This is a genomic window from Flavobacterium sp. GT3R68, from assembly GCF_007109225.1.
GTDB lineage: Bacteria > Bacteroidota > Bacteroidia > Flavobacteriales > Flavobacteriaceae > Flavobacterium.
The window spans coordinates 42,389-65,248 of record NZ_VJZK01000005.1; the positions used below are offsets into that span (position 1 = coordinate 42,389).

At 39.7% G+C, this 22,860-nt stretch carries 20 protein-coding genes; 7 read left to right on the plus strand and 13 right to left on the minus strand.

The window, feature by feature from the left end; translation table 11 throughout:
- Nucleotides 1-105: 105 nt before the first annotated feature.
- The 7 genes from FNW07_RS10335 to FNW07_RS10365 form a co-directional block, all read right to left on the minus strand.
- Complete coding sequence (locus FNW07_RS10335; protein WP_126745026.1) at nucleotides 106-636, minus strand: YceI family protein; 531 nt, start codon at nucleotides 634-636, stop codon at nucleotides 106-108.
- Between the two features lie 44 nt (nucleotides 637-680).
- A complete protein-coding gene (locus FNW07_RS10340) occupies nucleotides 681-1,400 on the minus strand; it encodes a pirin family protein (protein ID WP_126745027.1) in 720 nt (239 codons plus the stop codon).
- 120 nt (nucleotides 1,401-1,520) lie between these two features.
- A complete protein-coding gene (locus tag FNW07_RS10345; protein WP_126745028.1) occupies nucleotides 1,521-2,096 on the minus strand; it encodes a Crp/Fnr family transcriptional regulator in 576 nt (191 codons plus the stop codon).
- Between the two features lie 3 nt (nucleotides 2,097-2,099).
- Nucleotides 2,100-2,432 (minus strand): DUF6370 family protein, encoded by a 333-nt coding sequence (locus FNW07_RS10350; RefSeq protein WP_126745029.1) that lies wholly within the window; start codon nucleotides 2,430-2,432, stop codon nucleotides 2,100-2,102.
- Between the two features lie 11 nt (nucleotides 2,433-2,443).
- On the minus strand, nucleotides 2,444-3,739 hold the full coding sequence (gene purT / locus FNW07_RS10355) for a formate-dependent phosphoribosylglycinamide formyltransferase (protein WP_370511506.1): 1,296 nt from the start codon (nucleotides 3,737-3,739) through the stop codon (nucleotides 2,444-2,446).
- Nucleotides 3,740-3,759: 20 nt separating this feature from the next.
- Nucleotides 3,760-4,962 carry a pyridoxal phosphate-dependent aminotransferase gene (locus FNW07_RS10360; protein WP_126745031.1) on the minus strand — a complete coding sequence of 401 codons (1,203 nt, stop codon included), beginning with the start codon at nucleotides 4,960-4,962 and terminating at the stop codon, nucleotides 3,760-3,762.
- A 32-nt stretch (nucleotides 4,963-4,994) separates the two neighbouring features.
- On the minus strand, nucleotides 4,995-6,089 hold the full coding sequence (locus FNW07_RS10365; protein ID WP_126745032.1) for an acyl-CoA desaturase: 1,095 nt from the start codon (nucleotides 6,087-6,089) through the stop codon (nucleotides 4,995-4,997).
- Between the two features lie 115 nt (nucleotides 6,090-6,204).
- Here FNW07_RS10365 and rsmG point away from each other — a divergent pair, with 115 nt between their 5' ends.
- Complete coding sequence (gene rsmG / locus FNW07_RS10370; protein WP_126745033.1) at nucleotides 6,205-6,834, plus strand: 16S rRNA (guanine(527)-N(7))-methyltransferase RsmG; 630 nt, start codon at nucleotides 6,205-6,207, stop codon at nucleotides 6,832-6,834.
- A gap of 34 nt (nucleotides 6,835-6,868) precedes the next feature.
- Here the strand turns inward: rsmG and pruA are convergent, their stop codons facing one another.
- On the minus strand, nucleotides 6,869-8,497 hold the full coding sequence (gene pruA, locus FNW07_RS10375; RefSeq protein WP_126745034.1) for an L-glutamate gamma-semialdehyde dehydrogenase: 1,629 nt from the start codon (nucleotides 8,495-8,497) through the stop codon (nucleotides 6,869-6,871).
- A 182-nt stretch (nucleotides 8,498-8,679) separates the two neighbouring features.
- On the opposite strand from pruA, the gene FNW07_RS10380 reads away from it, so the two are divergent.
- From FNW07_RS10380 to pdeM, 4 genes are read left to right on the plus strand one after another with little or no spacing between them, the layout of a single operon-like run.
- Entirely contained in the window at nucleotides 8,680-9,699 is a 1,020-nt protein-coding gene (locus tag FNW07_RS10380) for a ligase-associated DNA damage response exonuclease (protein ID WP_126745035.1), read from the plus strand.
- Nucleotides 9,696-11,297, plus strand: a complete 1,602-nt coding sequence (locus tag FNW07_RS10385) for an ATP-dependent DNA ligase (protein WP_126745036.1) — start codon at nucleotides 9,696-9,698, stop codon at nucleotides 11,295-11,297. Before FNW07_RS10380 ends, FNW07_RS10385 begins: the two co-directional genes overlap by 4 nt.
- Nucleotides 11,297-13,765 (plus strand): ligase-associated DNA damage response DEXH box helicase, encoded by a 2,469-nt coding sequence (locus FNW07_RS10390; protein ID WP_126745037.1) that lies wholly within the window; start codon nucleotides 11,297-11,299, stop codon nucleotides 13,763-13,765. The genes FNW07_RS10385 and FNW07_RS10390 overlap by 1 nt, the downstream gene beginning before the upstream one ends.
- Before the next feature lie 2 nt (nucleotides 13,766-13,767).
- Complete coding sequence (gene pdeM, locus FNW07_RS10395) at nucleotides 13,768-14,403, plus strand: ligase-associated DNA damage response endonuclease PdeM (RefSeq protein WP_126745038.1); 636 nt, start codon at nucleotides 13,768-13,770, stop codon at nucleotides 14,401-14,403.
- Here pdeM and apaG read toward each other — a convergent pair.
- Nucleotides 14,400-14,786 carry a Co2+/Mg2+ efflux protein ApaG gene (gene apaG, locus FNW07_RS10400; protein ID WP_126745039.1) on the minus strand — a complete coding sequence of 129 codons (387 nt, stop codon included), beginning with the start codon at nucleotides 14,784-14,786 and terminating at the stop codon, nucleotides 14,400-14,402. The genes pdeM and apaG overlap by 4 nt on opposite strands.
- An 88-nt stretch (nucleotides 14,787-14,874) precedes the next feature.
- Nucleotides 14,875-16,137 (minus strand): DUF5103 domain-containing protein, encoded by a 1,263-nt coding sequence (locus FNW07_RS10405; RefSeq protein ID WP_126745040.1) that lies wholly within the window; start codon nucleotides 16,135-16,137, stop codon nucleotides 14,875-14,877.
- Nucleotides 16,138-16,313: 176 nt separating this feature from the next.
- Here FNW07_RS10405 and FNW07_RS10410 point away from each other — a divergent pair, with 176 nt between their 5' ends.
- Nucleotides 16,314-19,124 (plus strand): pitrilysin family protein, encoded by a 2,811-nt coding sequence (locus tag FNW07_RS10410; protein ID WP_126745041.1) that lies wholly within the window; start codon nucleotides 16,314-16,316, stop codon nucleotides 19,122-19,124.
- A gap of 66 nt (nucleotides 19,125-19,190) precedes the next feature.
- On the opposite strand, the gene FNW07_RS10415 is transcribed toward FNW07_RS10410, so the two are convergent.
- Complete coding sequence (locus FNW07_RS10415) at nucleotides 19,191-20,024, minus strand: class I SAM-dependent methyltransferase (protein ID WP_126745042.1); 834 nt, start codon at nucleotides 20,022-20,024, stop codon at nucleotides 19,191-19,193.
- Entirely contained in the window at nucleotides 20,024-20,842 is an 819-nt protein-coding gene (map, locus tag FNW07_RS10420; protein WP_126745043.1) for a type I methionyl aminopeptidase, read from the minus strand. Before map ends, FNW07_RS10415 begins: the two co-directional genes overlap by 1 nt.
- A gap of 126 nt (nucleotides 20,843-20,968) precedes the next feature.
- Here map and FNW07_RS10425 point away from each other — a divergent pair, with 126 nt between their 5' ends.
- Nucleotides 20,969-22,243: an acetyl-CoA hydrolase/transferase family protein gene (locus FNW07_RS10425; protein WP_126745044.1), complete on the plus strand. Its 1,275-nt coding sequence runs from the start codon at nucleotides 20,969-20,971 to the stop codon at nucleotides 22,241-22,243.
- Between the two features lie 30 nt (nucleotides 22,244-22,273).
- Here FNW07_RS10425 and FNW07_RS10430 read toward each other — a convergent pair whose 3' ends face one another.
- A complete protein-coding gene (locus tag FNW07_RS10430; RefSeq protein WP_126745045.1) occupies nucleotides 22,274-22,858 on the minus strand; it encodes a thioredoxin family protein in 585 nt (194 codons plus the stop codon).
- Nucleotides 22,859-22,860: the final 2 nt, after the last annotated feature.

The window sequence follows — 22,860 nt, forward strand, 5'->3', positions numbered from 1 at the left end:
CAAAAATAGCATTTTTTTAGGATTTATCCGAGAGATAAAACTGTTGGAAATGCAAAAATCCTATATTTGCTTGGTATAGGATTTGTACATTAAATAAATATAAAATTATTGTTTGGCCAATTGCAGTTCGATAATCAATGAAACATCTTCTCCTACCAGTACGCCACCCGTTTCCAATGCGGAGTTCCAGTTTAATCCCCAGTCTTTCCGGTTAATTTTTCCTGAAATGTTCAAACCGGCTTTGGTATTTCCCCATGGGTCTTTCATCAATCCACTGAATTCAGCGTCTAATTTGACGAATTTTGTTACCCCTCTCATCGTTAAATCTCCTGCTAATTCATACTCTCCATCTGCTTTTTTGGTAAAGGAAGAGGCTTTGAATGTTAATTTGGGATGATTTTCCGCATTAAAGAAATCCCCGCTTTTTAAATGAGTGTCCCTGTCGGTATTTCGGGTATTGATCGAATCGATATCGGCTGAAAATTCCATTGTTGCATTTTCAAAGTTATCGTCGTCTGATACAATCGTAGCATCATAATTTTCGAATTTACCGGTAATGTTGGTAAACATCATGTGTTTTACTTTAAAGCCTATTTCGGAGTGTGCCGGGTCTATTACCCATTTTGTTGTTGCCATTTTGTTGTTGTTTAATGTTTTATATAAAAGTTTAATTTTTTGGATTATTGTATTTTCATTGGAACCTCCATTAATAAAAACTCTGCCTCGGTGTCCGCTTTTATGATTACGGCATCAAAATCCCAAATTCCGAAACCATCCCGGGTGTTTAATTGCTGGTCGTCTACTGTAATGTCTCCTTTCAGGACAAATAGATATAATCCGTTTCCTTTTTTCCTGATATTGTACTCCTGAGTAACTCCTTTGTCAAATTTTCCTAAATGAAACCAGGCATCCTGGTGGATCCACACACCTGCATCATCAGGGTTTGGTGATACTATCTGTTGTAATTTATTGTGTCTTTCTTCATCATTTAGCGTAATCTGATCATAACGTGGAGTAACATCTCGTTGGTTTGGAATCACCCAAATCTGAAGAAATTTCACTTCCTTATCCGCATTTTTATTGTATTCACTGTGTTTAATACCCGTTCCGGCACTCATAATCTGGACATCTCCTTTTTTGATGACCGTTTTGTTTCCCATGCTATCCTGATGTTCCAAATCTCCGTCTAACGGAATGCTTATAATTTCCATATTATCATGCGGATGCGCACCGAATCCCATTCCTTGTGAAACCGTATCGTCATTCAGTACCCGGAGAACCCCAAAACTCATGCGTTCCGGATCATGGTAATTGGCAAAACTAAAGGTGTGGTAACTGTTGAGCCAGCCGTGATTAGCTTTTCCGCGGGTATCGGCTTTATGTACAATTGAATTTTTCATAATAGTTGTATTTTGATAAAGCAAATTTACAACCGATTGACTTTGAAGATACTTAACCTAGATTAAGAAATAAAAAAGCCGACAAAAGGAGGTTTGTCGGCTGGAGAGAATTGATAAATTTTATTTTTTGAGAAGCTTCGCTTTCATTTTGCTGAAAAATTCCGGAGTGACCCCGATATAGGAAGCAATCTGTTTTTGCGGAAGACAATGGATTAAATCAGGATATTTTTTGGAGAATTTGTCATAGCGGGCCTCTGCAGTAAAACTCAAGTTGTCCATTAATCGCTGCTGGTTGGCAACGAGGGAATTTTCAACCAGAATACGAAAGAAACGTTCCGTTTTTATAATATCATGATAGAGTCGTTCCTGGTTTTCTTTGGATAACAATAGCACATCTGCATCTTCGTTGACTTCAATATATAAATGTCCCGGACGCTGCGAGAGATAACTGTACATATCTGCAATCCACCAACCCGGGCAGGCGAAACTCATGACATGCTCGACACCATTTTCATCTAATGTATAACTGCGTAAAATGCCTTTGGTTACAAAAAATGAATGCGTACAGATTTCCCCTGCTTTCAACAATATGGTTTTTGCCTTGTAATTTTTAGTTTCGGTAAAAGCCAGGAATTGTTGCTGCTCTTCGGGAGAAAGCGAAATATGACGGGCGATACTTTGAAGCAATAAATCCACTTATTATTTTTTTGCGGGTGCTGTTAGTGGCAACAATTTGAATGCCGTCGCCTTGAAACGATTGTCAACTACTGCCCCGGTCACTTCTGCTTTGCGTATTGCGGAACAAAATCCGTCTTCAGCGTGCGCATCACCATGTTGGTCCAACGAAGTTCCATCTACGAAATACGATTTACCATCAATACGGACTGCTAAATCACAGCCTTTGGCTGGCATTCCAAATTGGCATTGCCCGCAGGAAGCTTCTACAGTCTGGGTTTTTGGTTGTTCTTTTTTATCCTGGGCATTTATCAATGCTGCTGAAAACAGGAGTAGGAATAGGAATATTTTTTTCATTATTTTATTTTTTAAGGGTTTACTGTTACTAAGGTAGCGGTTTTTTTAGCTTTTTCTATAATTTCTTCAATGGGTGTTTCGAGTGAATCATTGACTAATACGACGCCCATTCTTCGGTACGGTCTGGAGGAGGGTTTTCCGAAAAGCCTGAAGTCGGTTTTCGATAAGCTTGCTACTTTTTCTATTCCGGAGTACGTCGGATTGTCGGAATTTTGAGTAGCCAGAATCACAGCGCTGGCGCCTATTTTTTCCAAAGTGATTTCAGGAATTGGAATGCTTAAAATGGCACGAAGATGCAATTCGAATTCGTTGAAATTTTGTGTTTTTGCCAAGGTTACCATTCCAGTATCGTGCGGACGCGGGGAAAGTTCCGAAAAATAAACACCATCATCGGTAAGGAAGAATTCTACCCCAAATAATCCGGCACCGCCTAATGCCTCTGTCACTTTTTCGGCCATGTCCTGCGCTTCGTATAAATCCTTGTCGGAAACACGTGCCGGCTGCCAGCTTTCCTGGTAATCGCCCCGTTCCTGACGGTGCCCGATCGGTGGGCAAAACAAGGTCGGGTTGTTGTTTTGGGTAATGGTCAGTAAGGTGATTTCTGAATGGAATTTGACAAAAGCCTCGACAATTACTTCGACCACGTCACCGCGGGAACCTTCTACGGCATACTGCCATGCTTTGGCAATATCATCTTCTGTTTTTATGGTTGATTGGCCTTTTCCGGAAGAAGACATCAGCGGTTTTACCACACAGGGCATTCCGACTGCTTCGACTCCTTTTTGCAATTCCTCGGCTGAGGTAGCGTACCGGTAATTGGCTGTTTTTAGTCCCAATTCTTTAGCTGCCAAATCACGAATCGCTTTTCTGTTCATGGTGAAGTTTGCCGCTTTCGCCGAAGGAACCACTGTTATTCCCTGTTTTTCATAATCATAAAAACGTTCGGTGCGGATCGCTTCGATTTCGGGTACGATGAAGTCGGGTTTGTGTTTGGCGACAATTCGGTCCAGTTCGGCCCCGTCCAGCATATTGATGACTTCGAAACCGTGAGCGACCTGCATCGCCGGAGCATTTTCATAACTGTCGACGGCAATGATGGTCTGGCCAATGCGCTGGGCAGCAATTGCAAATTCTTTTCCTAATTCTCCGGAACCTAAGAGTAGTATTTTTGACATTGTTGTGGATGTTTTCGTAGTTGTATTGGTGAGTTTGCGTGAGGGATTGCGGCGGTATCCTCGCAACGAAGTGAAGAGATAAAGCCAAAAGCCCGACCCGAAGGGACACGCCCTGATATAAAAAAGCCCCAAGAAGTCTTGAGGCGTTTGTTTTATGCGGGAACTTCCGTAGTTGTTACGGCTTCCTTAATGCGGCGCATGGCTTCTTTTAATAAATCTTCGCTGGTGGCGTAGGAGAAACGAATGCAGTTCGGGTTTCCGAAAGCTTCTCCGGTAACCGTTGCCACGTTGGCTTCGGCTAAAAGATACATAGAGAAATCGCCGGCGTTGTTGATTTTGGTGCCTCTTAATGTTTTTCCAAAGAAAGAAGAAACGTCCGGGAACACGTAAAATGCCCCTTCCGGAACATTGATTTTCATTCCTGGAATTTCTTTGATCAGTCCAACCACTAAATCCCGTCGGCTGTGGAAAGCATCAACCATGTATTTTAAAACGGAAGGATCGGCATCGACAGCTGCAATTGTGGCGCGTTGTGCGATACTATTGGCTCCGCTGGTTACCTGTCCTTGTATTTTGGTACAGGCTTTGGCAATGAATTCCGGTGCTCCGATATATCCGATTCTCCATCCGGTCATGGCGAAAGCTTTCGCTACTCCGTTAACCGTAATGGTTTTTTCCAACATTCCCGGAACGGAAGCAATACTGCAGAACGTTCCTGAGAAATTGATGTGTTCGTAGATTTCATCTGAAACCACGTATATGTTTGGGTATTTTTCCAATACTTTGGCCAATGCTGTCAATTCTTCACGGTTGTATACCGAGCCACTTGGGTTACAAGGGGAGCTGAACCACATCATTTTTGTTTTTGACGTAATGGCCGCTTCCAGCTGTTCCGGTGTAATTTTGAAATCACTTTCTATAGTGGTAGGAACCTCAATTGGAGTTCCGCCCGAAAGTTTGATGATTTCGAAGTAACTAACCCAATATGGAGCCGGCAGAATCACTTCGTCCCCTTCGTTTAACATTACCTGCGCGATGTTGTATAACGATTGTTTGGCTCCTGTTGAAACAACAATCTGCGAAGGTTTGTATTCTAAATTATTATCTCTTTTAAATTTACGGCAAACGGCTTCTTTTAATTCCAGGTAACCTTCCACTGGGGTGTAGGTGCTGTAGTTTTCATCGATGGCTTTTTTTGCTGCTTCTTTAACGAAATCCGGCGTATTGAAATCCGGTTCCCCTAAACTTAAACTGATGATGTCTCTTCCTTGGGCTTTTAATTCTCTTGCCAAGGCCGCCATTGCAAGTGTTTGTGATGTGGATAAATTGTTAATTCTATCGGATAATGGATTCATCTTTTATAATTAGTTGGTCGTTAGTCTGATATTTAAGATGCCAAAGCAGGATTTTTACCTAAATCCTTCAAGTGTTTGATGTGCGCGATCAAAGCGCTGCCCATCGTGTTGAACTCATAATAAGGCAGGTTGCATTCTTCAGCAGTTTGTTTGACAAAATCTGCAATCTTATTATAGTGAATGTGACTGATATTCGGATATAAATGGTGTTCAATCTGGTGGTTCAATCCGCCAGTGTAATAATTCCACAACCAGCTTTTTGGAGCGAAATTGGTAGTTGTATACAATTGGTGGATGGCCCAGGTATTGTCCATTTCGTTTAGTTCGTTCGGTGTTGGGTTTTCGGTTTCTTCGACTACGTGCGCCAATTGGAATACCAAACTCAAGATAAGACCCGCAGTATAATGCATAATGAAAAAGCCTAATAGCACTTTCCACCATACTACGAAAAACATCGGAAGCACTAACCAAAAGGAGAAGTAAACAATTTTAGAAATCACTAATCCTGTCCATAGTTTGGCTGGGTTTGGAGTTCCTCCGTATGATAATTTTCTTCTCAGGTATCCGCCCATTTGTTTGAAATCAGTGGTCAGGCACCAGTTGATGGTCAAAAGGCCGTACGCCAGAATGGCGTAATATTGTTGGAATTTATGGAAACTACTCCAGTCGGCATGTTTGGTAAAACGGATGATTCTTCCCGCGTCCAAATCCTCATCATGTCCTGGGATATTGGTATATGTATGGTGAAGCACATTATGTTGTACCTGCCAATTGTATACGTTTCCGGCCAAAATATAAATACTTCCGCCCATGATTTTATTAAGCCATGGTTTGGAAGAGTAGGAGCCGTGGTTTCCGTCGTGCATTACGTTCATTCCAACACCAGCCATTCCGATTCCGATAACCACACTCAAAAGAAGGTGCAGCCAGAAAGGCATCGCAAATATAAGGATGATGAAATAAGGGGTAAAGAAAAGAGTAAACATGATAACGGTTTTTAAATGTAATTTCCAGTTACCAGTTTTCTTGATGTTATTGTTCTTGAAATAATCGTTAACGCGAGAATTTAAGGTTTTGAAAAACTTAACAGAGTCTTGTCTTGAAAAGGTTGGGGCATTCGTATTCATAGTAATTCTAAATGGAATAAGCCCCAAAGATAATTATTATTAAATTTCCTGAACCTAAAAAACAGTTAAATATTTCAGAGTTAAAATCCTTACTTTTGCCCAAAAGTAAAAACAGATGGAAGAAATCATCAAATATTTCCCAAATTTAACGGAACTGCAACTACAGCAGTTTCAAAAATTGGAAGCGCTATATCATGATTGGAATTCGAAAATCAATGTCATTTCCCGTAAGGATATTGATGAGTTGTATGTGAAACATGTACTGCATTCTTTGGCTATTGCCAAAATTCAGAAATTTGAGCCGGGTACCTTTGTTTTAGATGTGGGCACCGGAGGCGGTTTTCCTGGAATCCCGTTAGCGATACTTTTTCCTGAAACGCGGTTTTACCTGATTGACGTGATCCTGAAAAAAATAAATGTGGTTAAGGCTGTGGCCGAAGTATTGGAACTAAAAAATGTAAAAGCCGAGCAAATCCGTGCGGAGAATGTCAAAGGCGATTTTGATTTTATCGTAAGCCGGGCAGTAACCAATATGCCGGATTTTGTGTCCTGGATAAAGGATAAAATCAAAAAACAGCAGAAACATCAGTTGGCAAATGGTATTCTATATCTGAAAGGCGGTGATCTGACCGAGGAATTGAAAGATTTCCCGAAAGCCACCGAATATAACATATCTGATTTTTTCGAAGGCGAATTTTTCGAAACCAAAAAAGTAGTACACGTACCCTTGAAGTTTAAAGCATAAAAAAAGTCCCGATTGGGACTTTTTAGTTTTATAATTATTCTCCTAAAAATGGATATCTGTAATCTTCCGGAGTAACAAATGTTTCTTTGATAGTTCTTGGCGAAGCCCAACGCAATAAGTTCAGTGCAGAACCTGCTTTGTCATTGGTTCCTGAAGCTCTTGCGCCACCAAAAGGCTGCATTCCTACCACAGCTCCTGTTGGTTTGTCGTTGATGTAGAAATTCCCTGCGGCATTTTGCAAAGCAATAGTTGCCTGCTCAACAGCGTAACGGTCCTGGCTGAAAATGGCACCAGTCAATGCGTATTCAGAAGTAGTGTCTACCAAATGTAAAGTATCTTCCCACTGGGCATCTTCATAAACATAAATGGTCATTACGGGCCCGAACAATTCCGTTTCCATCGTGGTGTATTTTGGATTGGTGGTCACGATAATCGTAGGCTCAATGAAGTATCCAACGGATTTGTCGTAATTTCCACCCACGATAATTTCTGCCTCGTCGTCTTTTTTCGCCTGATCAATATAACTGGCCAATTTATCAAAAGAACCTTCGTGGATAACCGCTGTGATAAAGTTTCCGAAATCTTCCGGAGAACCCATTTTCATGGATTTTACATCTCTAATTAATTGCTCTTTCACTGCCGGCCATAAACTTTGCGGGATATAGGCTCGTGATGCAGCCGAACATTTTTGACCCTGGAACTCGAAAGCCCCACGTACAATTCCGGTTGCCACTTGTTTTACGTTGGCGCTTGGATGTGCCACAACAAAATCCTTACCACCAGTTTCCCCAACAATTCTAGGATATGTTTTATAGTGGTGGATGTTCGTACCGATTTTTGCCCAAATATCTTTGAATACATGAGTAGAACCTGTAAAGTGGATTCCAGCGAAATCACGGCTTGCCAATACGGTATTGGTAATCATTTCGGCATCGCCAAAAACAACATTGATTACTCCATCAGGAACTCCAGCTTCTTTGAAAACATCGATAATGATCTTTGCTGAAAATATTTGACTGTCGCTTGGTTTCCAAACCACCACATTTCCCATCATCGCTGCACTGGCAGGTAAATTGGCGGCAATAGCAGTAAAGTTGAAAGGAGTAATTGCGTAAACAAAACCTTCCAAAGGACGGTACTCCAAACGATTCCATACAGCAGAATCAGATTTTGGCTGATCGTTGTAGATTTGTGTCATGAATTCCACGTTATAACGTAAGAAGTCAATCAATTCGCAGGAAGCATCAATTTCTGCCTGAAAAATATTTTTAGATTGTGCAATCATTGTTGCAGCATTGATTCTTGCTCTGTATGGTCCGGCAATCAACTCGGCAGCTTTAAGGAAAATAGCACCTCTTTGTTCCCAGGCCATGTTTGCCCATTTTGTTTTTGCCTCCAATGCATTGGAAATCGCTTTTTCAACATGGGATCTTTCGGCTAAATGGTACGTTCCAACGATGTGTTTGTGATCGTGAGGTGCGGTCATATTACGGGTATTCCCAGTTCTGATTTCTTCACTTCCAATATATAGGGGAACATCAATTTTAGAATTCCACATTTGTTTGTAAGCAGCCAGAACAGCAGCTTTTTCAGGTGAATTGGGAGCGTATGATTTTACGGGTTCGTTTACCGATTTTGGTACATGAAAAAAACCTTTTAACATAATTGAGAGTTTAAGGATGAAAGATATAGACATAATTTATTTATGCGGCACAAAAGTACAAAGGATGTTTTAAATATATCCTAACATAAATATAAAAAGTAACTGTTGATTCTAAATATTCCAAAAGTTAATTTTTTTTCATGCCCCGAACTATTTTCGTAATTTTATTAAAATTGAAACCAATGAAAATCCCATTATTGGCATTTAATGACAAAGGCATATACTGCCAACAGGCAGACGTTTACCTGGATCCATGGCGTCCGGTAACGAATGCAATAATCAGTCACGGTCACGCCGACCATTCCCGCTGGGGACACAAAAATTATATCACCCATCATACTAATGTTCCAATTATCCGGCATCGCTTGGGCGAAATAAATGTAACAGGCAAAGATTGGAATGAAACTTTTGTAATCAACAATGTGAAATTTTCGCTGCATCCTGCAGGACATATTATTGGAAGTGCACAAATACGGGTTGAACATAAAGACGAAGTATGGGTTTTCACTGGGGATTATAAAACTGAAGATGACGGAATTGCCGTCCCTTATGAGGTCGTAAAATGCAATGCTTTTATTACCGAATGCACTTTTGGCCTGCCCGCTTTCAAATGGCAGCCGCAAGCGGAGGTGATGGAAGACATCAATAACTGGTGGATGGAAAACAAAGCAGAAGGAAAAACTTCAGTTCTTTTTGGATATTCTCTTGGTAAGGCGCAACGGCTTTTAAAATATCTTAATCCTGAAATTGGAACAATCTTTACTCACGGAGCAATAGAAAATATGACAGAAGTCATCCGGCCAATGGTAGATTTACCCCCAACTGTCCGAATTACAAAAGAAACTAAAAAAGATGCATTTACTGGGAATATGGTTCTGGCACCACCAAGTGCCCACGGAAGTATCTGGATACGTAAAATGACCCCTTTTGTGACTGGTTCTGCCAGTGGATGGATGGCTTTTCGCGGAGGAAGACGCCGACGTGCAATAGACAAGGGCTTTGTTTTAAGTGATCATTGCGACTGGTACGGATTACTGGACAGCATAAAAGCAACCGGTGCCGAAAAGATAATTTGTACCCACGGATATACAGATATTCTTTCCAAATATCTCATCGAACTGGGTTATGATGCACGAACTGCCCATACCCAATATGAAGAAGACGAAATGGACACCAAGAAAGAAATGGAGGAGGAATTATGAAAAATTTTGCCGAACTCATAAAAGCCCTCGACAGCTCCAATAAAACTTCTGCGAAAGTAGGCGCTTTGACTATTTATTTCCAAACAGCAAGTGATACCGATAAGGTTTGGGCCATAGCGATACTTTCCCATCGCCGTCCGCCAAGACCTGTTAATACTACTTTGCTGCGGCTTTGGGCCAATGAACTGGCGCAGATTCCGTTATGGCTTTTTGAGGAAAGCTACCATATTGTTGGCGATCTTGCAGAAACTATTGCGCTTATTATTCCGGCTTCAAAAGAGCATTCCGATAAAAGCCTTACCGAATTCGTAAAGGAAATAATTGCCCTGAAAAAAAAATCTGATGGAGACAAAAGAGCCTATCTTCACGAAAATTGGCTTGCCCTGAATTACTATGAACGTTTTGTTTTTACCAAATTAATTACAGGAAGTCTTCGCATTGGCGTAAGCCAGAAATTGATGATGCGCGCTTTATCAAAAGCTGAGAATATCGATGAAGACTTATTAGCCCACAAGCTGATGGGGGATTGGAATCCGGACACCATTACTTTCCAGGAATTGGTCCGGGATGAAAAAAGCGGGGATTATCTTTCGAAGCCCTTTCCATTTTATCTCGCGTATCCAATAGAAGGGGAAATTGCGAATCTCGGTGAACCCGAAGACTGGAGCGCAGAACACAAATGGGATGGCATCCGTTCCCAAACCATTATTCGGGGAAATGAAATTTATGTATGGAGCCGCGGGGAAGAATTGGTAACCGATAAATATCCTGAATTCCGTTCCTTTATTGGAGTAATTCCCGATGGAACGGTGGTTGATGCGGAAATCCTGCCTTTTCTGGATGGCGAAATCGGCACATTCAATGATTTACAAACCCGGATTGGACGTAAAACCACCTCTGCCGCATTATTAAAAAAAACTCCGGTAATTCTAAAAGCCTACGATTTGCTGGAATGGAATGGCGTTGATTTGAGAAACCAACCATTTATGGAAAGGCGACTCTTGTTAGAAAAACTTTACGACAGCATAAAATCCCAAAAAATCCCTTTTCATATTTCTGAACGGTTTTCATTTACTTCCTGGGACGAGGTAATCGCAGAGAGAATGCGCTCCCGCGAGATGAAAAGCGAAGGCCTGATGCTGAAAAGAAAGGATTCTCCTTATCTGGTCGGCCGAAAAAAAGGCGACTGGTGGAAATGGAAACTTGAGCCTTTGGTCATTGACGCGGTTTTGACTTATGCAATGCGGGGCCACGGCCGAAGATCAAATTTATTCACAGATTACACTTTCGCCTTATGGCAGACCACTGAAAATGGCGAGAAAGAGCTTGTCACCTTCGCCAAAGCATATTCGGGTTTGACCGATGCGGAATTCCGGCAGGTCGATGATTGGATAAAGAAGAATACCTTGGAAAAATTTGGTCCCGTAAGAAGCGTTACGCCAACATTGGTTTTTGAAATCGGCTTTGAAGGGATTGCACTTTCAAAAAGACACAAAAGCGGAATTGCTACGCGTTTTCCCCGAATTTTAAGATGGCGACAGGACAAGAAAATTGAAGAAGCTAATACCATACAAGATTTAAAAGATATGATTATATAATGAACAGGGAGCAACTCATTGGCCTTGCCGAAAGCTGGTTTAAAGACCAGGGGTGGCATTCTTTTCCGTTTCAGAAAGAAACATGGAGGGCATTTCTGCAAGGCAAAAATGGTTTGCTGAATGCACCTACAGGCAGCGGAAAAACCTATGCGTTATGGATTCCAATAATTTTGGAATACATCAAAAACAATCCGGATTACACTAAAAAACATAAAATAGGGCTCAAAGCAATATGGATTACGCCATTACGAGCCTTGTCCGTAGAAATAAAGCAGGCCGCTGAAAGGGTAGTGGCAGATTTGGATATACCATTGACTGCAGGAATTCGTTCCGGCGATACGTCGCAAAGCGAACGTACCCAACAAAAAAAAAAGATGCCCGATTTGCTGATTACAACTCCCGAAAGTTTACACTTAATGTTGGCTTCGAAAGGCTATGAGAAAGTTTTTGAAGGCTGTACAGCAATCATTATTGACGAATGGCACGAATTATTGGGAACAAAACGGGGCGTACAAACAGAGCTGGCATTGAGCCGATTAAAATCGATAGCTCCCAAAATGCGCATTTGGGGAATTTCGGCAACGATTGGGAATATGGAACAGGCGCAGGAGGTATTGCTCGGAATGGATTCAGATGCCTGTAAGAATTCGGTTTTGATCCGTGCAAACATCAAAAAAAAGATAAAAGTCATTTCTATAATCCCGGAAAAAATGGAAAGTTATCCCTGGCGCGGTCATATGGGATTGCATTTGATCGATGAGGTTGCGCAAATTATCCGGAAGAGCAGAACCACCCTGATTTTTACAAACGTGCGTTCTTCGTGTGAGATTTGGTTTCAGCGGTTACTCGAAAATTATCCGGAATTTGCCGGCGTAATGGCAATGCATCATGGTAGTATCAATCGGGAAACACGGCTTTGGGTGGAGCAGGCCATAAGAAATGAAGAACTCAAAGTGGTGGTCTGTACTTCGAGCCTGGACTTGGGCGTCGATTTTGCGCCCGTGGAAACCATTATCCAGATTGGCGGACCAAAAGGGATAGCCCGATTTCTGCAACGGGCTGGAAGAAGCGGCCATCAGCCGGGAAAAGAGAGTGTGATCTATTTCCTTGCCACCCACGCGATAGAACTGATTGAATCCTCTGCGTTGAAAAGGGCGGTAGAAGAAACCGTCGTTGAGGATAGGATTCCATACTTAAACAGTTGGGATGTTTTGGTGCAATACCTGAATACATTAGCAGTTTCGGACGGTTTTTATCCTGATGAAATTTTTGAAGAAGTAAAAAAAACCTTTTGTTATCAGGCCATTACTAAGGAAAACTGGAACTGGATACTGAATTTTATTTCAAAAGGAAGCCAAAGTTTACAAGCATATGACGAATATAAAAAGGTCGAAATAGAGGCGGATGGATTATTTAAAATACACAGCCGTTCCACTGCCATGCACCACCGGATGCAGATCGGTACCATTGTAGGGGATTCGGTTTTAAATGTAAAATTTTTGGGCGGCGGCTATATCGGAAGTGTCGAAGAACGTTTCATATCCAGTTTAAAACCCGGTGACACTTTTACTTTTGCCGGAAAAAATCTCGAATTGTTTTCTGTACGGAATATGCAGGTGTTGGTCAAAAAAGCGCAAACTACAAAAACTTCGCGTTTTGCAAGCTGGATGGGTGGCAGAATGACCTTATCCGCTCCAATGAGTGAACTGTTACGACAGGAATTATACAAAGCGAATACAGACAAGCTAACCCCGGAATTAAAAGCATTGGCTCCTGTTTTCAAAAGACAGAGAAAAGAATCGATTGTTCCTGGTGATGATGAATTCCTTATTGAAACCTTTAAAACCCGTGAAGGGTTCCACGCCATTTTTTATCCTTTTGAAGGACGATTTGTACACGAGGCATTGGCAAGTTTGCTGGCGTACAGAATCAGTCTGCTATCACCAATAAGTTTTTCCCTGGCGTATAATGATTATGGTTTTGAACTTTTGTCTGATCAGGAAATAAATATGGAAGACGTATTGGATAATAATTTATTCACCGTGTCACATTTACATTCGGATTTGCAGACCAGCCTGAATTCAACCGAAATGGCGAAAAGAAAATTTCGGGACATTGCCGTAATTGCCGGTTTGGTTTTTACAGGATATCCGGGAAAAATTATCAAGACCAAACATTTGCAAAGCAGTTCCCAGTTGCTTTTTGAGGTTTTTAAGGAGTATGAACCCGATAATTTACTGTATCTTCAATCGTATAGGGAAACATTTGAACATCAGTTGGAAGAAGGTAGGCTGACAATCGCATTGAAAAGAATTGAAAACCAAAAGATTGTGGTGAAACAATGCCAGAAACCAACGCCTTTTAGCTTCCCGATTATAACCGACCGGCTTCGGGAAAAATTATCAAGCGAAAGCCTTGCCGAAAGAATTAAAAAAATGACCGCTTCGTATATGAAAAATGAAAAATAACCATGCAGGTAACTATAAACAACCAGACTTTTACACTTCATTTTACTGGGGCAGTTTTTTGGCACGAACAAAATGTACTTCTGATTTCTGATTTGCATTTAGGTAAGGTTTCCCATTTTAGAAAGCATGGAGTCGCCATTCCCAAAAATGCTGTGACTAAAAATTTTTCTCAACTCGATTTTGCAGTTGCTTTTTTTAATCCCGGAAAAGTAATATTTCTAGGAGATTTATTTCACAGTGCTATTAATAGTGAATGGGAATTATTTCAGGGTTGGATGTTGTCAACTTCAATTGAAATCACTCTTATTGCAGGCAATCACGATATCATATCCCAAAATTTCTATACTGATATTGGAGTGCAAGTTTTTAATGAAATTGTAGCGGAAGGTTTTTTATTGACCCATTACCCGGAAGTAAGAGAAGGCTTTTTTAATTTCTGCGGGCACATACATCCCGCAGTCAATATTTATGGAAAAGGGAGACAATCCATTAAATTGCCGTGTTTTTTTCAGAAAGAGCATCAGATGATTCTTCCGGCTTTCGGTGAATTTACAGGCACTTTCGTAATAAACCCATCGGAAAATGATAACATTTATGTGATTGCAAAAAAAGAGGTAATGCTGATTTCTAAAGTTTAATTCAATGCAAAAGGAGCACTCAATCTGAAGGTTGGCACAACCACACTAAAGTTTCGGGTAGACGTAAAGTTGACCATATTAAAATGACCGCGCATGGCACCAAATGGGGAGGATAGTAAACAACCGGAACTGTAAGTATGGGATTCTCCCGGCTTAAGGACCGGTTTTTTTCCAACAATTCCTTCTCCGTCGACAATCTCATTATAGTTTAGCGAGTCAAAAATTTCCCAATGACGGGAGATCAATTGAACGGAATCCTTACTGTGGTTTTCTATGGTCACTTCGTAACTAAAGGCGAAATGAATCTTGTAGTTCTTGAAGTACGTGCCTTCAAAACTAGTCAGAACCGAAATTTTTATACCTCTTGTAATTTGTGAAACCATAATGGCTGGAATTGATAATGAGATTTATCCTTATGCCAAATTTACAAATTTTAGCAATGAGAAATACTTCTGGAGCCGATTTTTTTTGTTAGTTGGTGATATCGACCGAATTAGCAACGCCTTTTCCGATAACCCTGTCGTAACGCTGCCCGTTTAGACGGTAATATACGATAGCAAAATAATTGTTTTCCGTTTGGTAAAAATTTCCGTCGATGGCATTTTCAGCATCAATCTGGCCATTTTTATCAGCGACAACATACTGGTAGTTGTTGAAACCCTGTTTCATCATGATTGCTTTCTCATACATGCCTTTTTCGGCATTATAGTCCATTTTATATTCCGGACTTAATGCATAATTATTAAACATCCCATTGATGTAAATATCTTTTTTACCATAATAAGCGGGAGCCGAAAGGGTAAAAAACACCCAGGTATAATCGGATTCGATTTCATTTTTCTCCGCATTGAGATTATGAATTATGAAATTACCGTTGGTATCCGGAGCAAAAGTGTACGGATTGTTTGCCCTTGCAATATTGGCATATAAGTGGGAATTATACACGGTACTATTGGCATCAATTCGGGCTACATTATTGGTGGCTGCCCGGACGTCCTTGTTTTCAAAATACAAAAATTCGTTTCCTGCCCAGAATTGCGTCTCGGCATCATATTTATAAATCAAATCGTTCCCAATGGTGTACATGGGTTTTATATTGGTAATTGCGGTATTGAACTGGCCGTTTTGCAGTAACATCACTTTTACGTTCTGCAAAGGGCTTTGAAACTGGATCGCATTGGAGGTAATGGCGAAATCGAGATTCTGTTTGTAATTGATGGTGCTGACAGTTCGGGATCTTTTTACCTGCATCGGTACATTCACCAAATCTTCATATAGAATGAATTTTCGTGAAAAAACCACTTCTTTATCTTCATTCAAAACCTTGATTATGTAATTACCGCTGACCAACAATCGGGTGTTTCGGTTGGGAAGTGAAAGTCGGTAATGCGAATACAATTGCAATGTGTTGAAAGAATTGGAATACTCCTGGATGCGCTGCCCGTCAAAACCCTGAAGGTATTCCGTTTTTGATAAATCGGATGGCGTCCAGTCATAATTGCAGTGTACAAACTCGTAATAATAGTTTGCCTCATTGCCAAAAAGGTCGTCAAATTCGAGACGGAAAGAATCCGTTAAACGAAAAAGCGGAATGGAATTTTGACCGTTTTGTACAAAAGCAACCGTTTTGATATTATACGGAGGTAGGACTTCAGTTTCTTTTTGGCTATAGCAATAATTAGAAATGAAACAGTTTATAATGAATAAAATAATATACCGGAATTTTGTTTTCATTTTGAACTAAAATTAAAAAAGGTAAATATAGGTAATTAACATTTGATTTTAAAAGCGTTACCTTTTCTTGTTAAAACGAACATTTAAAATATGCGTAATTCCTGTTAATTTTTTTGTAATAAAATAAAATATTTTGAGTTATGTATTTAGTTTTGCCAAAAATATAATTAAACTTTATGAAACAACTCAAAAAATTTGCACTAGGATTATTGCTTTTTCCAGTAACAATTTTCGCACAGGAAATTGATTATTCAAAACCAATCCCATTTGATTCCACGGTTAAAACCGGTAAACTTAAAAATGGCTTAACCTACTACATCAAGAAAAATGCCAAACCCGAGAACAAAGTCGATTTGAGGCTGGTTGTCAATGCGGGATCTATTCTGGAGAATGATGACCAGCAAGGATTGGCCCATTTTATGGAACACATGAATTTTAATGGAACCAAGCGATTTCCTAAAAATAAATTGGTTGATTATCTGCAAAGCATTGGGGTCAAATTCGGTCAACATCTAAACGCCTATACGAGTTTTGAAGAAACGGTCTATTTTCTGCCGATTCCATCGGATAGTCCAGAAAAATTGGAAAATGGTTTTAATATCATCGAAGATTGGGCCTTTAATGCGAACTTGACTCCTGAAGAAATCGAGAAGGAAAGAGGTGTTGTTCTTGAAGAATATCGTTTGGGCTTGGGAGCTCAAAAAAGAATGCTGGGGCGCTATTTGCCAAAAATGATGTATAAATCTCATTACGCTGATCGTTTGCCAATTGGTAAAAAAGAAATTTTAGAAAAATTCCAATATGACAAGATTATAAGTTTCTATAAAGACTGGTACCGTCCTGATTTAATGAGTGTTATTGTTGTTGGGGATATTGACGTTGCTCAAATGGAGAAAAAGGTTATTGCTCACTTTTCGAACTATCAAAATCCGGAAAATGAGAAACCACGAAAAACTTATGAAGTGCCAAATCATAAAGAAACCTTTGTAGCTATAGAAAGTGATAAAGAGGAATCAAGCGCGCAAGTGCAATTGCTGTATAAGGATTATGGCTTGCCAAAACCTGTAGTGACTATAAAGGATTTTAAAAACTCTTTGGTTGAGGGTTTGTTCACCACCATGTTAAATGCCAGGTTAGACGAATTGACAAATTGTGCAACACCTCCTTTTACTTACGGATATTCATATTACGGCCAGACTTGGGCGAGAAATAAAAAAGCATATCAATCGTTTGCGATGTCGCAAGAAGATAAACAATTATCTGCATTAAAAGTATTGGTTACTGAAAATGAAAGAGCCAGAAAATTTGGCTTCACACAAGGAGAATTAGATCGATCAAAAGCAGATTTTTTAGCCAGCATCGAAAAAAGGTTTAACGATAGAAATAAAACCAATTCCGAAAATTTTGTTTCCGAATACCAAGGTAATTTTTTAGAAAAAGAACCGTCTCCCGGAATTGAGTGGACTTTTAATATGATGAAAAAAATCCTGCCTGGGATTAAGCTGAATGATGTTAATGGTTTTATTAAAGAGTATATCAAAGATGATAATCGTGTGGTTATTCTAACAGGACCTGAAAAAGGGGGCCTTAAAAAACCATCCGAACAAGACGTTCTGAATGCTTTAAAAGTAAATGCTGACCAAATTAAACCGTATGAAGACATTGCTGTAGCAAAAGGTCTTTTGAGAAATCAGTTTGCTGCAGGAACTATTGTGAAACGGGAAAGTAATGACAAAATGGGAACAAAGACTTTGTTTCTTTCCAACGGAGCAAAAGTAACCTATAAAAATACGGATTATAAAAATGATGAAGTGCTTTTTGAAGCGGTAAGTTTAGGCGGAAGCAGTTTGTATTCTAATGAGGAAATGAGAAAGGTTCAATTTGCTAATGGCGCCTTAGCAGAAGCGGGTTTTTCAGGTCTGAAGTTAAATGATATTAATAAATTTATGACGGGCAAAATCGCCAGTGTAGCACCGTATATAAGTACTTCAACTGAAGGATTACGAGGAAATGCCACACCTAAGGATTTAGAATATTTATTCCAAATGACTCATGCCTATTTCACAGATTTAAATTTAGATGTAACTGCTTTTGAGGGATACAAACAAAAACAATCTGCTTTTTTCAAAAATTTAGCATCACAACCTGGTTTTTATTTCCAACAGGAATTTTATACGTATTTAAATAAGGAGAATCCACGATTTAATGGTTTAATACCGACTGAAAAAACATGGGGAGAAACAGATTATACCATGGCCTATAAGAAATATAAAGAACGTTTTGCTAATGCCGGAGATTTTGAGTTCTATTTCGTTGGAAATGTAGATGACCAAACAATGGAATCCTATGCTTCTAAATATATAGCGTCTTTGCCTGCATCTGATAAAAAAGAAAAAGCGGCCGACACAGGTTATCGATTTCTGAAAGGGGATTTGAAAAAAGTCGTGAATAAAGGGGCAGATCCAAAAAGTTCTGTAACCATTATGTATTATGGAGATGCTGTGTATTCTCCAAAAGAAGCAGCGGCTTTGGAAGCTTTAGGTGAAGTTTTGACAATAAAGTTAATTGAAGAGTTAAGAGAAAATGAAAGTGGTGTTTACGGAATAAGCGCTAGAGGAAGTATGAATAAAGTGCCCTATCAAGCATTTAATTTCAATATTGGATTCCCATGCGGACCTGAAAATGCCGAAAAATTAACAGCTTCTGCCTTAAAAGAATTGCAAAAAATTATCGACAACGGACCAGAGGCAAAGGATATCGCTAAATTTAAAGAAGCGGAATTATTAGATTATAAAAAGAATATCAAAGAAAATAAATATTGGTTAAGCAATTTTACGAAGTCTTTTATAAATGGAACCAATCCGGCTGAGATTCTGCAAACGGAAGAAAAGATAAGCGAAATCACTGCAAAAGACATTCAGGATGTTGCGAAAAAATATCTTACGAAAGATAAAGTGATTGGAATGCTAATGCCAGAGAAGAGCTAAATATTTTGAAAATTAAACTAAAAACCTGCTAATTCATTTACCAGGTTTTTTTTATGGATAAAAACTTTATTTAAAGCAAACCGGAATGATTTCGCCTTTAGCCAGACAATATTTTTCGACTAATTCAGGAGCGATTTTTTTGGTGTAATCTTCTTCAATGACAGTAAAACCGATACTTCGTAATTTGTCAAAATAATCCCTTCCGTAGATGCGGACATGATCGTACTGTCCAAATATCCGGGCCCGTTCTTTTTGATCAGTAATCGAATCATCAGCAAAAGTTTTCTCTCTGGATAGATCCTGCGGAATCTGGAAAATCCCCATTCCACCCGGTTTTAAAACCCGATACAATTCCTGCATGGCTTTGGTATCATCGGGAATGTGTTCCAAAACGTGATTGCACAAAATAACATCATACGAGTTATCTTTAAAAGGCAGGTTACAGATATCTGCTTTTACATCGGCAAGCGGGGAGAATAAATCAGTTGTGGTATAGTCAAGGTTTTTCTGATTCCTGAATAATTGATAAAAAGCCTGCTCGGGGGCAAAATGCAGTACTTTTAATGATGAATTTAGTTCAGGATCTCTTAATTTTATTCTTTTGTAATTGGATTGTAAGGAATCTGAAACGGGTTCAGATTGAAAAAAATCGGTTTCGTTTTTTAAATACAACCATAACAAACGGTGTCTTTCCAAGGATAAAGAGCTTGGAGAAAGCACATTGTTTCTTTGTGTTCCATATCCGTAAGGTAAAAACATTCGGAAGCTCTTCCCGTCAATGGGGTCAGTGAAGGTATTGCCTTTTAATGCTAACGCTAAAATTGGACGTGCTACATAACTCAACCGAATCAGTAATGGCCTTGGAATGGTGTTTAATATGAATTTAAAAAGCTTCTTCATTATAGCACTAACGGTTGTCTTCTGAATTCGTTTTCCTCATCGCTCACAATTCCTAATGCTTCATAGATATAAGCAAAAGTAGAAAGCAGTTCCGGTTTTCCGTCAATGATCGCCACATCATGTTCAAAATGTGCCGATGGTTTTCCGTCAGCGGTCAGGATTGTCCAACCGTCTTTCAGTTGTTTGATATTTTTCGTACCCATGTTAATCATCGGTTCAATCGCAACGACCATTCCTTCCACAAAAAGTTTTCCACGTCCTCTTTTTCCATAATTAGGCATTTCGGGATCTTCATGCATTTTTTGGCCCAGACCGTGACCTACCAACTCCCGAACTACCCCGTAACCATGGCCTTCGGTATATTTTTGAATGGCATTCCCGACATCCTCCACGCGATTTCCGATTTTAAATTCACGGATTCCCACGTATAAGGATTCTTTGGTTACCTGTAATAATTTTTTGGTTTCCGAAGCCACTTCTCCGATTTCAAACGAATACGCATGATCACCATGGTAGCCGTTTTTGAAAGCGCCACAATCCACCGAAATTACATCGCCGCTTTCCAGTGGAGTTTTATTTGGAATTCCATGTACGACCTGCGCATTTGGACTCATGCAAAGTGAATTCGGAAAATCATATAAACCCAGAAAACTTGGAACTGCACCATGATCCCGAATAAATTCTTCGGCCAATTTGTCCAAATATAAAGTGGTAACGCCGGGTTTTATTTCCCTGGCAATCATTCCTAATGTTTTCGATACAATTAAAGCACTTTCGCGCATTAATTCAATTTCTTCACGGGTTTTCTGAATAATCATAACATGTTTTTCTGACCGCAAAAATACAACATTCTATTGATAATTCTTTACTTGATATTGTTTCATGAGTTGAATCATACTTTCGTACCTTCTGAAAGATTATTTTTGTTTTTAAATTACAAGGGTATGAGTAAATATGTTTCCGCAGCAGAGGCTGTAAAAATTATAAAATCAGGAGATAGGATATATGTGCAGGCCGCTGCGGCAACGCCGACGGTCTTAACTAAAGCGTTGACTGAAAGGGCTTCCGAGTTGCGAAATGTTGAGGTTTGCCATTTGCATACCGAAGGTGAAGCGCCTTATGCCAATCCCGAACTCTCCGAAAGTTTCCATGTAAATTCTTTTTTTATTGGTAAAAACGTAAGACATACTTTAGCGGCAGGGAATGGTTCGTACACGCCTGTTTTCCTGAGTGAACTGCCATTATTGTTCCGGAAAAAAGTACTTTCGCTGGACGTGGTTTTCATTCATGTTTCGCCACCTGACAGTCATGGTTATTGTTCCTTAGGAGTTTCAGTAGAAGCCACTTTGGCCGCCATTGAAAATGCAAAAACAGTTATTGCACAAGTCAATCCGAAAATGCCAAGAACTTTTGGGGATGGAATCCTTCATGTATCCGAAATAGATTATCTGGTTGAAGTTGATTTACCAATTTATGGTCATGGAATGGAAACTATTTCTCCTGTAGAAGATAAAATTGGGAGTTTTGTCGCCAGTCTAATTGAAGATGAAAGTACGTTGCAAATGGGAATCGGGTCGATCCCAAATGCCGCTTTGACGAAACTGACGAATCATAAAAATATTGGATTACACACCGAAATGTTTTCCGACGGCGTGATCGATTTAATCGAAAAAGATGTAATCAATTGTAATTATAAAGGGGTTAATCGTGGGCGTGCATTAGCAACATTTTTAATTGGTTCCCAACGATTGTATGATTTTGTGAATGATAATCCGTTTGTCGAAATGAGAGAGTCATCTTATGTGAATGATACCGCTGTGATTAGAAGGAACCCAAAAATGGTAGCGATCAATTCCGCTATTGAAGTCGATGTTACGGGGCAGGTTTGTGCTGATTCTATCGGTGCCAAAATGTATTCCGGAGTAGGAGGCCAAATGGACTTTATTCGTGGAGCTTCTTTGAGCGATGGAGGAAAGGCAATTATAGCATTGCCCTCCATTACCAAAAGCGGAGAAAGCAGAATAGTTCCTTTTTTAAAGCAAGGTGCCGGAGTGGTGACTACACGATCCCATGTCCAATACATTATTACCGAAAACGGGATTGCCGATTTGTATGGGAAAACATTAAAACAGCGCGCCCTCGAAATGGTCAAAATTGCACACCCGAACCATCAGGAATGGATTGACAGAACCTATTATGAAATGATAAATGGCAAATAAAAAAAAGCCCCGTTTCCGGAGCTTTACTTTTTATTTTTGGTATGAATGTTTATACGGTTTTCCGGAAAGAATCGTCAACAGGTCCTTTTCTAAACTTTCGACGGGAGTTTCGACAATCCGCTGTATTTCTTTTTCGTTTTTGTAAATAATAAAAGTAGGTACATGCGTAATGGTCATACCTTCTTCCAGATGTTCCGGAGTTTTTTTACTTCGGTCCGTCGCGATTAAGGTCACTTTGTTGAAATCAAAACTAATGAATTTTAAAATTTTATAGAAACGCGGCACCTGTTGCTGACTGTCCTCACACCATGTCCCCATAAAAATCGTTATTTTGACATTATCGGTCAGTTTATGCAATTGTTCCACAACTTCGTGATTCGGTTGGTAGTTTTCGTATGCAGGTACGAACCAGGCCTCAAATGGTGCCTGTTGTAAATCATCCATTCCTATGATACCTGTCAGAAATTCGGGTTTTGGTTTTTCAGCTTCCATTGTTTTTTCAGTTATTATATCTGTTGTTTTTTTGACGGTGGGAGTAGGTTCGGCTACCGTTTTTTGATTCGGTTTGCAACTTAAAAATGCAAAGACGATACTAATAATAAGTGCTTTTTTCATGG

Excerpts from the sequence above, each read along its gene's own strand:
- FNW07_RS10335 (WP_126745026.1), bottom strand. The coding sequence starts at position 636 with ATGGCAACAACAAAATGGGTAATAGACCCGGCACACTCCGAAATAGGC.
- FNW07_RS10340 (WP_126745027.1), bottom strand. The coding sequence starts at position 1,400 with ATGAAAAATTCAATTGTACATAAAGCCGATACCCGCGGAAAAGCTAAT.
- FNW07_RS10350 (WP_126745029.1), bottom strand. The coding sequence starts at position 2,432 with ATGAAAAAAATATTCCTATTCCTACTCCTGTTTTCAGCAGCATTGATA.
- FNW07_RS10360 (WP_126745031.1), bottom strand. The coding sequence starts at position 4,962 with ATGAATCCATTATCCGATAGAATTAACAATTTATCCACATCACAAACA.
- FNW07_RS10365 (WP_126745032.1), bottom strand. The coding sequence starts at position 6,089 with ATGAATACGAATGCCCCAACCTTTTCAAGACAAGACTCTGTTAAGTTT.
- rsmG (WP_126745033.1), top strand. The coding sequence starts at position 6,205 with ATGGAAGAAATCATCAAATATTTCCCAAATTTAACGGAACTGCAACTA.
- pruA (WP_126745034.1), bottom strand. The coding sequence starts at position 8,497 with ATGTTAAAAGGTTTTTTTCATGTACCAAAATCGGTAAACGAACCCGTA.
- FNW07_RS10380 (WP_126745035.1), top strand. The coding sequence starts at position 8,680 with ATGAAAATCCCATTATTGGCATTTAATGACAAAGGCATATACTGCCAA.
- FNW07_RS10385 (WP_126745036.1), top strand. The coding sequence starts at position 9,696 with ATGAAAAATTTTGCCGAACTCATAAAAGCCCTCGACAGCTCCAATAAA.
- FNW07_RS10390 (WP_126745037.1), top strand. The coding sequence starts at position 11,297 with ATGAACAGGGAGCAACTCATTGGCCTTGCCGAAAGCTGGTTTAAAGAC.
- pdeM (WP_126745038.1), top strand. The coding sequence starts at position 13,768 with ATGCAGGTAACTATAAACAACCAGACTTTTACACTTCATTTTACTGGG.
- apaG (WP_126745039.1), bottom strand. The coding sequence starts at position 14,786 with ATGGTTTCACAAATTACAAGAGGTATAAAAATTTCGGTTCTGACTAGT.
- FNW07_RS10405 (WP_126745040.1), bottom strand. The coding sequence starts at position 16,137 with ATGAAAACAAAATTCCGGTATATTATTTTATTCATTATAAACTGTTTC.
- FNW07_RS10410 (WP_126745041.1), top strand. The coding sequence starts at position 16,314 with ATGAAACAACTCAAAAAATTTGCACTAGGATTATTGCTTTTTCCAGTA.
- FNW07_RS10415 (WP_126745042.1), bottom strand. The coding sequence starts at position 20,024 with ATGAAGAAGCTTTTTAAATTCATATTAAACACCATTCCAAGGCCATTA.
- map (WP_126745043.1), bottom strand. The coding sequence starts at position 20,842 with ATGATTATTCAGAAAACCCGTGAAGAAATTGAATTAATGCGCGAAAGT.
- FNW07_RS10425 (WP_126745044.1), top strand. The coding sequence starts at position 20,969 with ATGAGTAAATATGTTTCCGCAGCAGAGGCTGTAAAAATTATAAAATCA.
- FNW07_RS10430 (WP_126745045.1), bottom strand. The coding sequence starts at position 22,858 with ATGAAAAAAGCACTTATTATTAGTATCGTCTTTGCATTTTTAAGTTGC.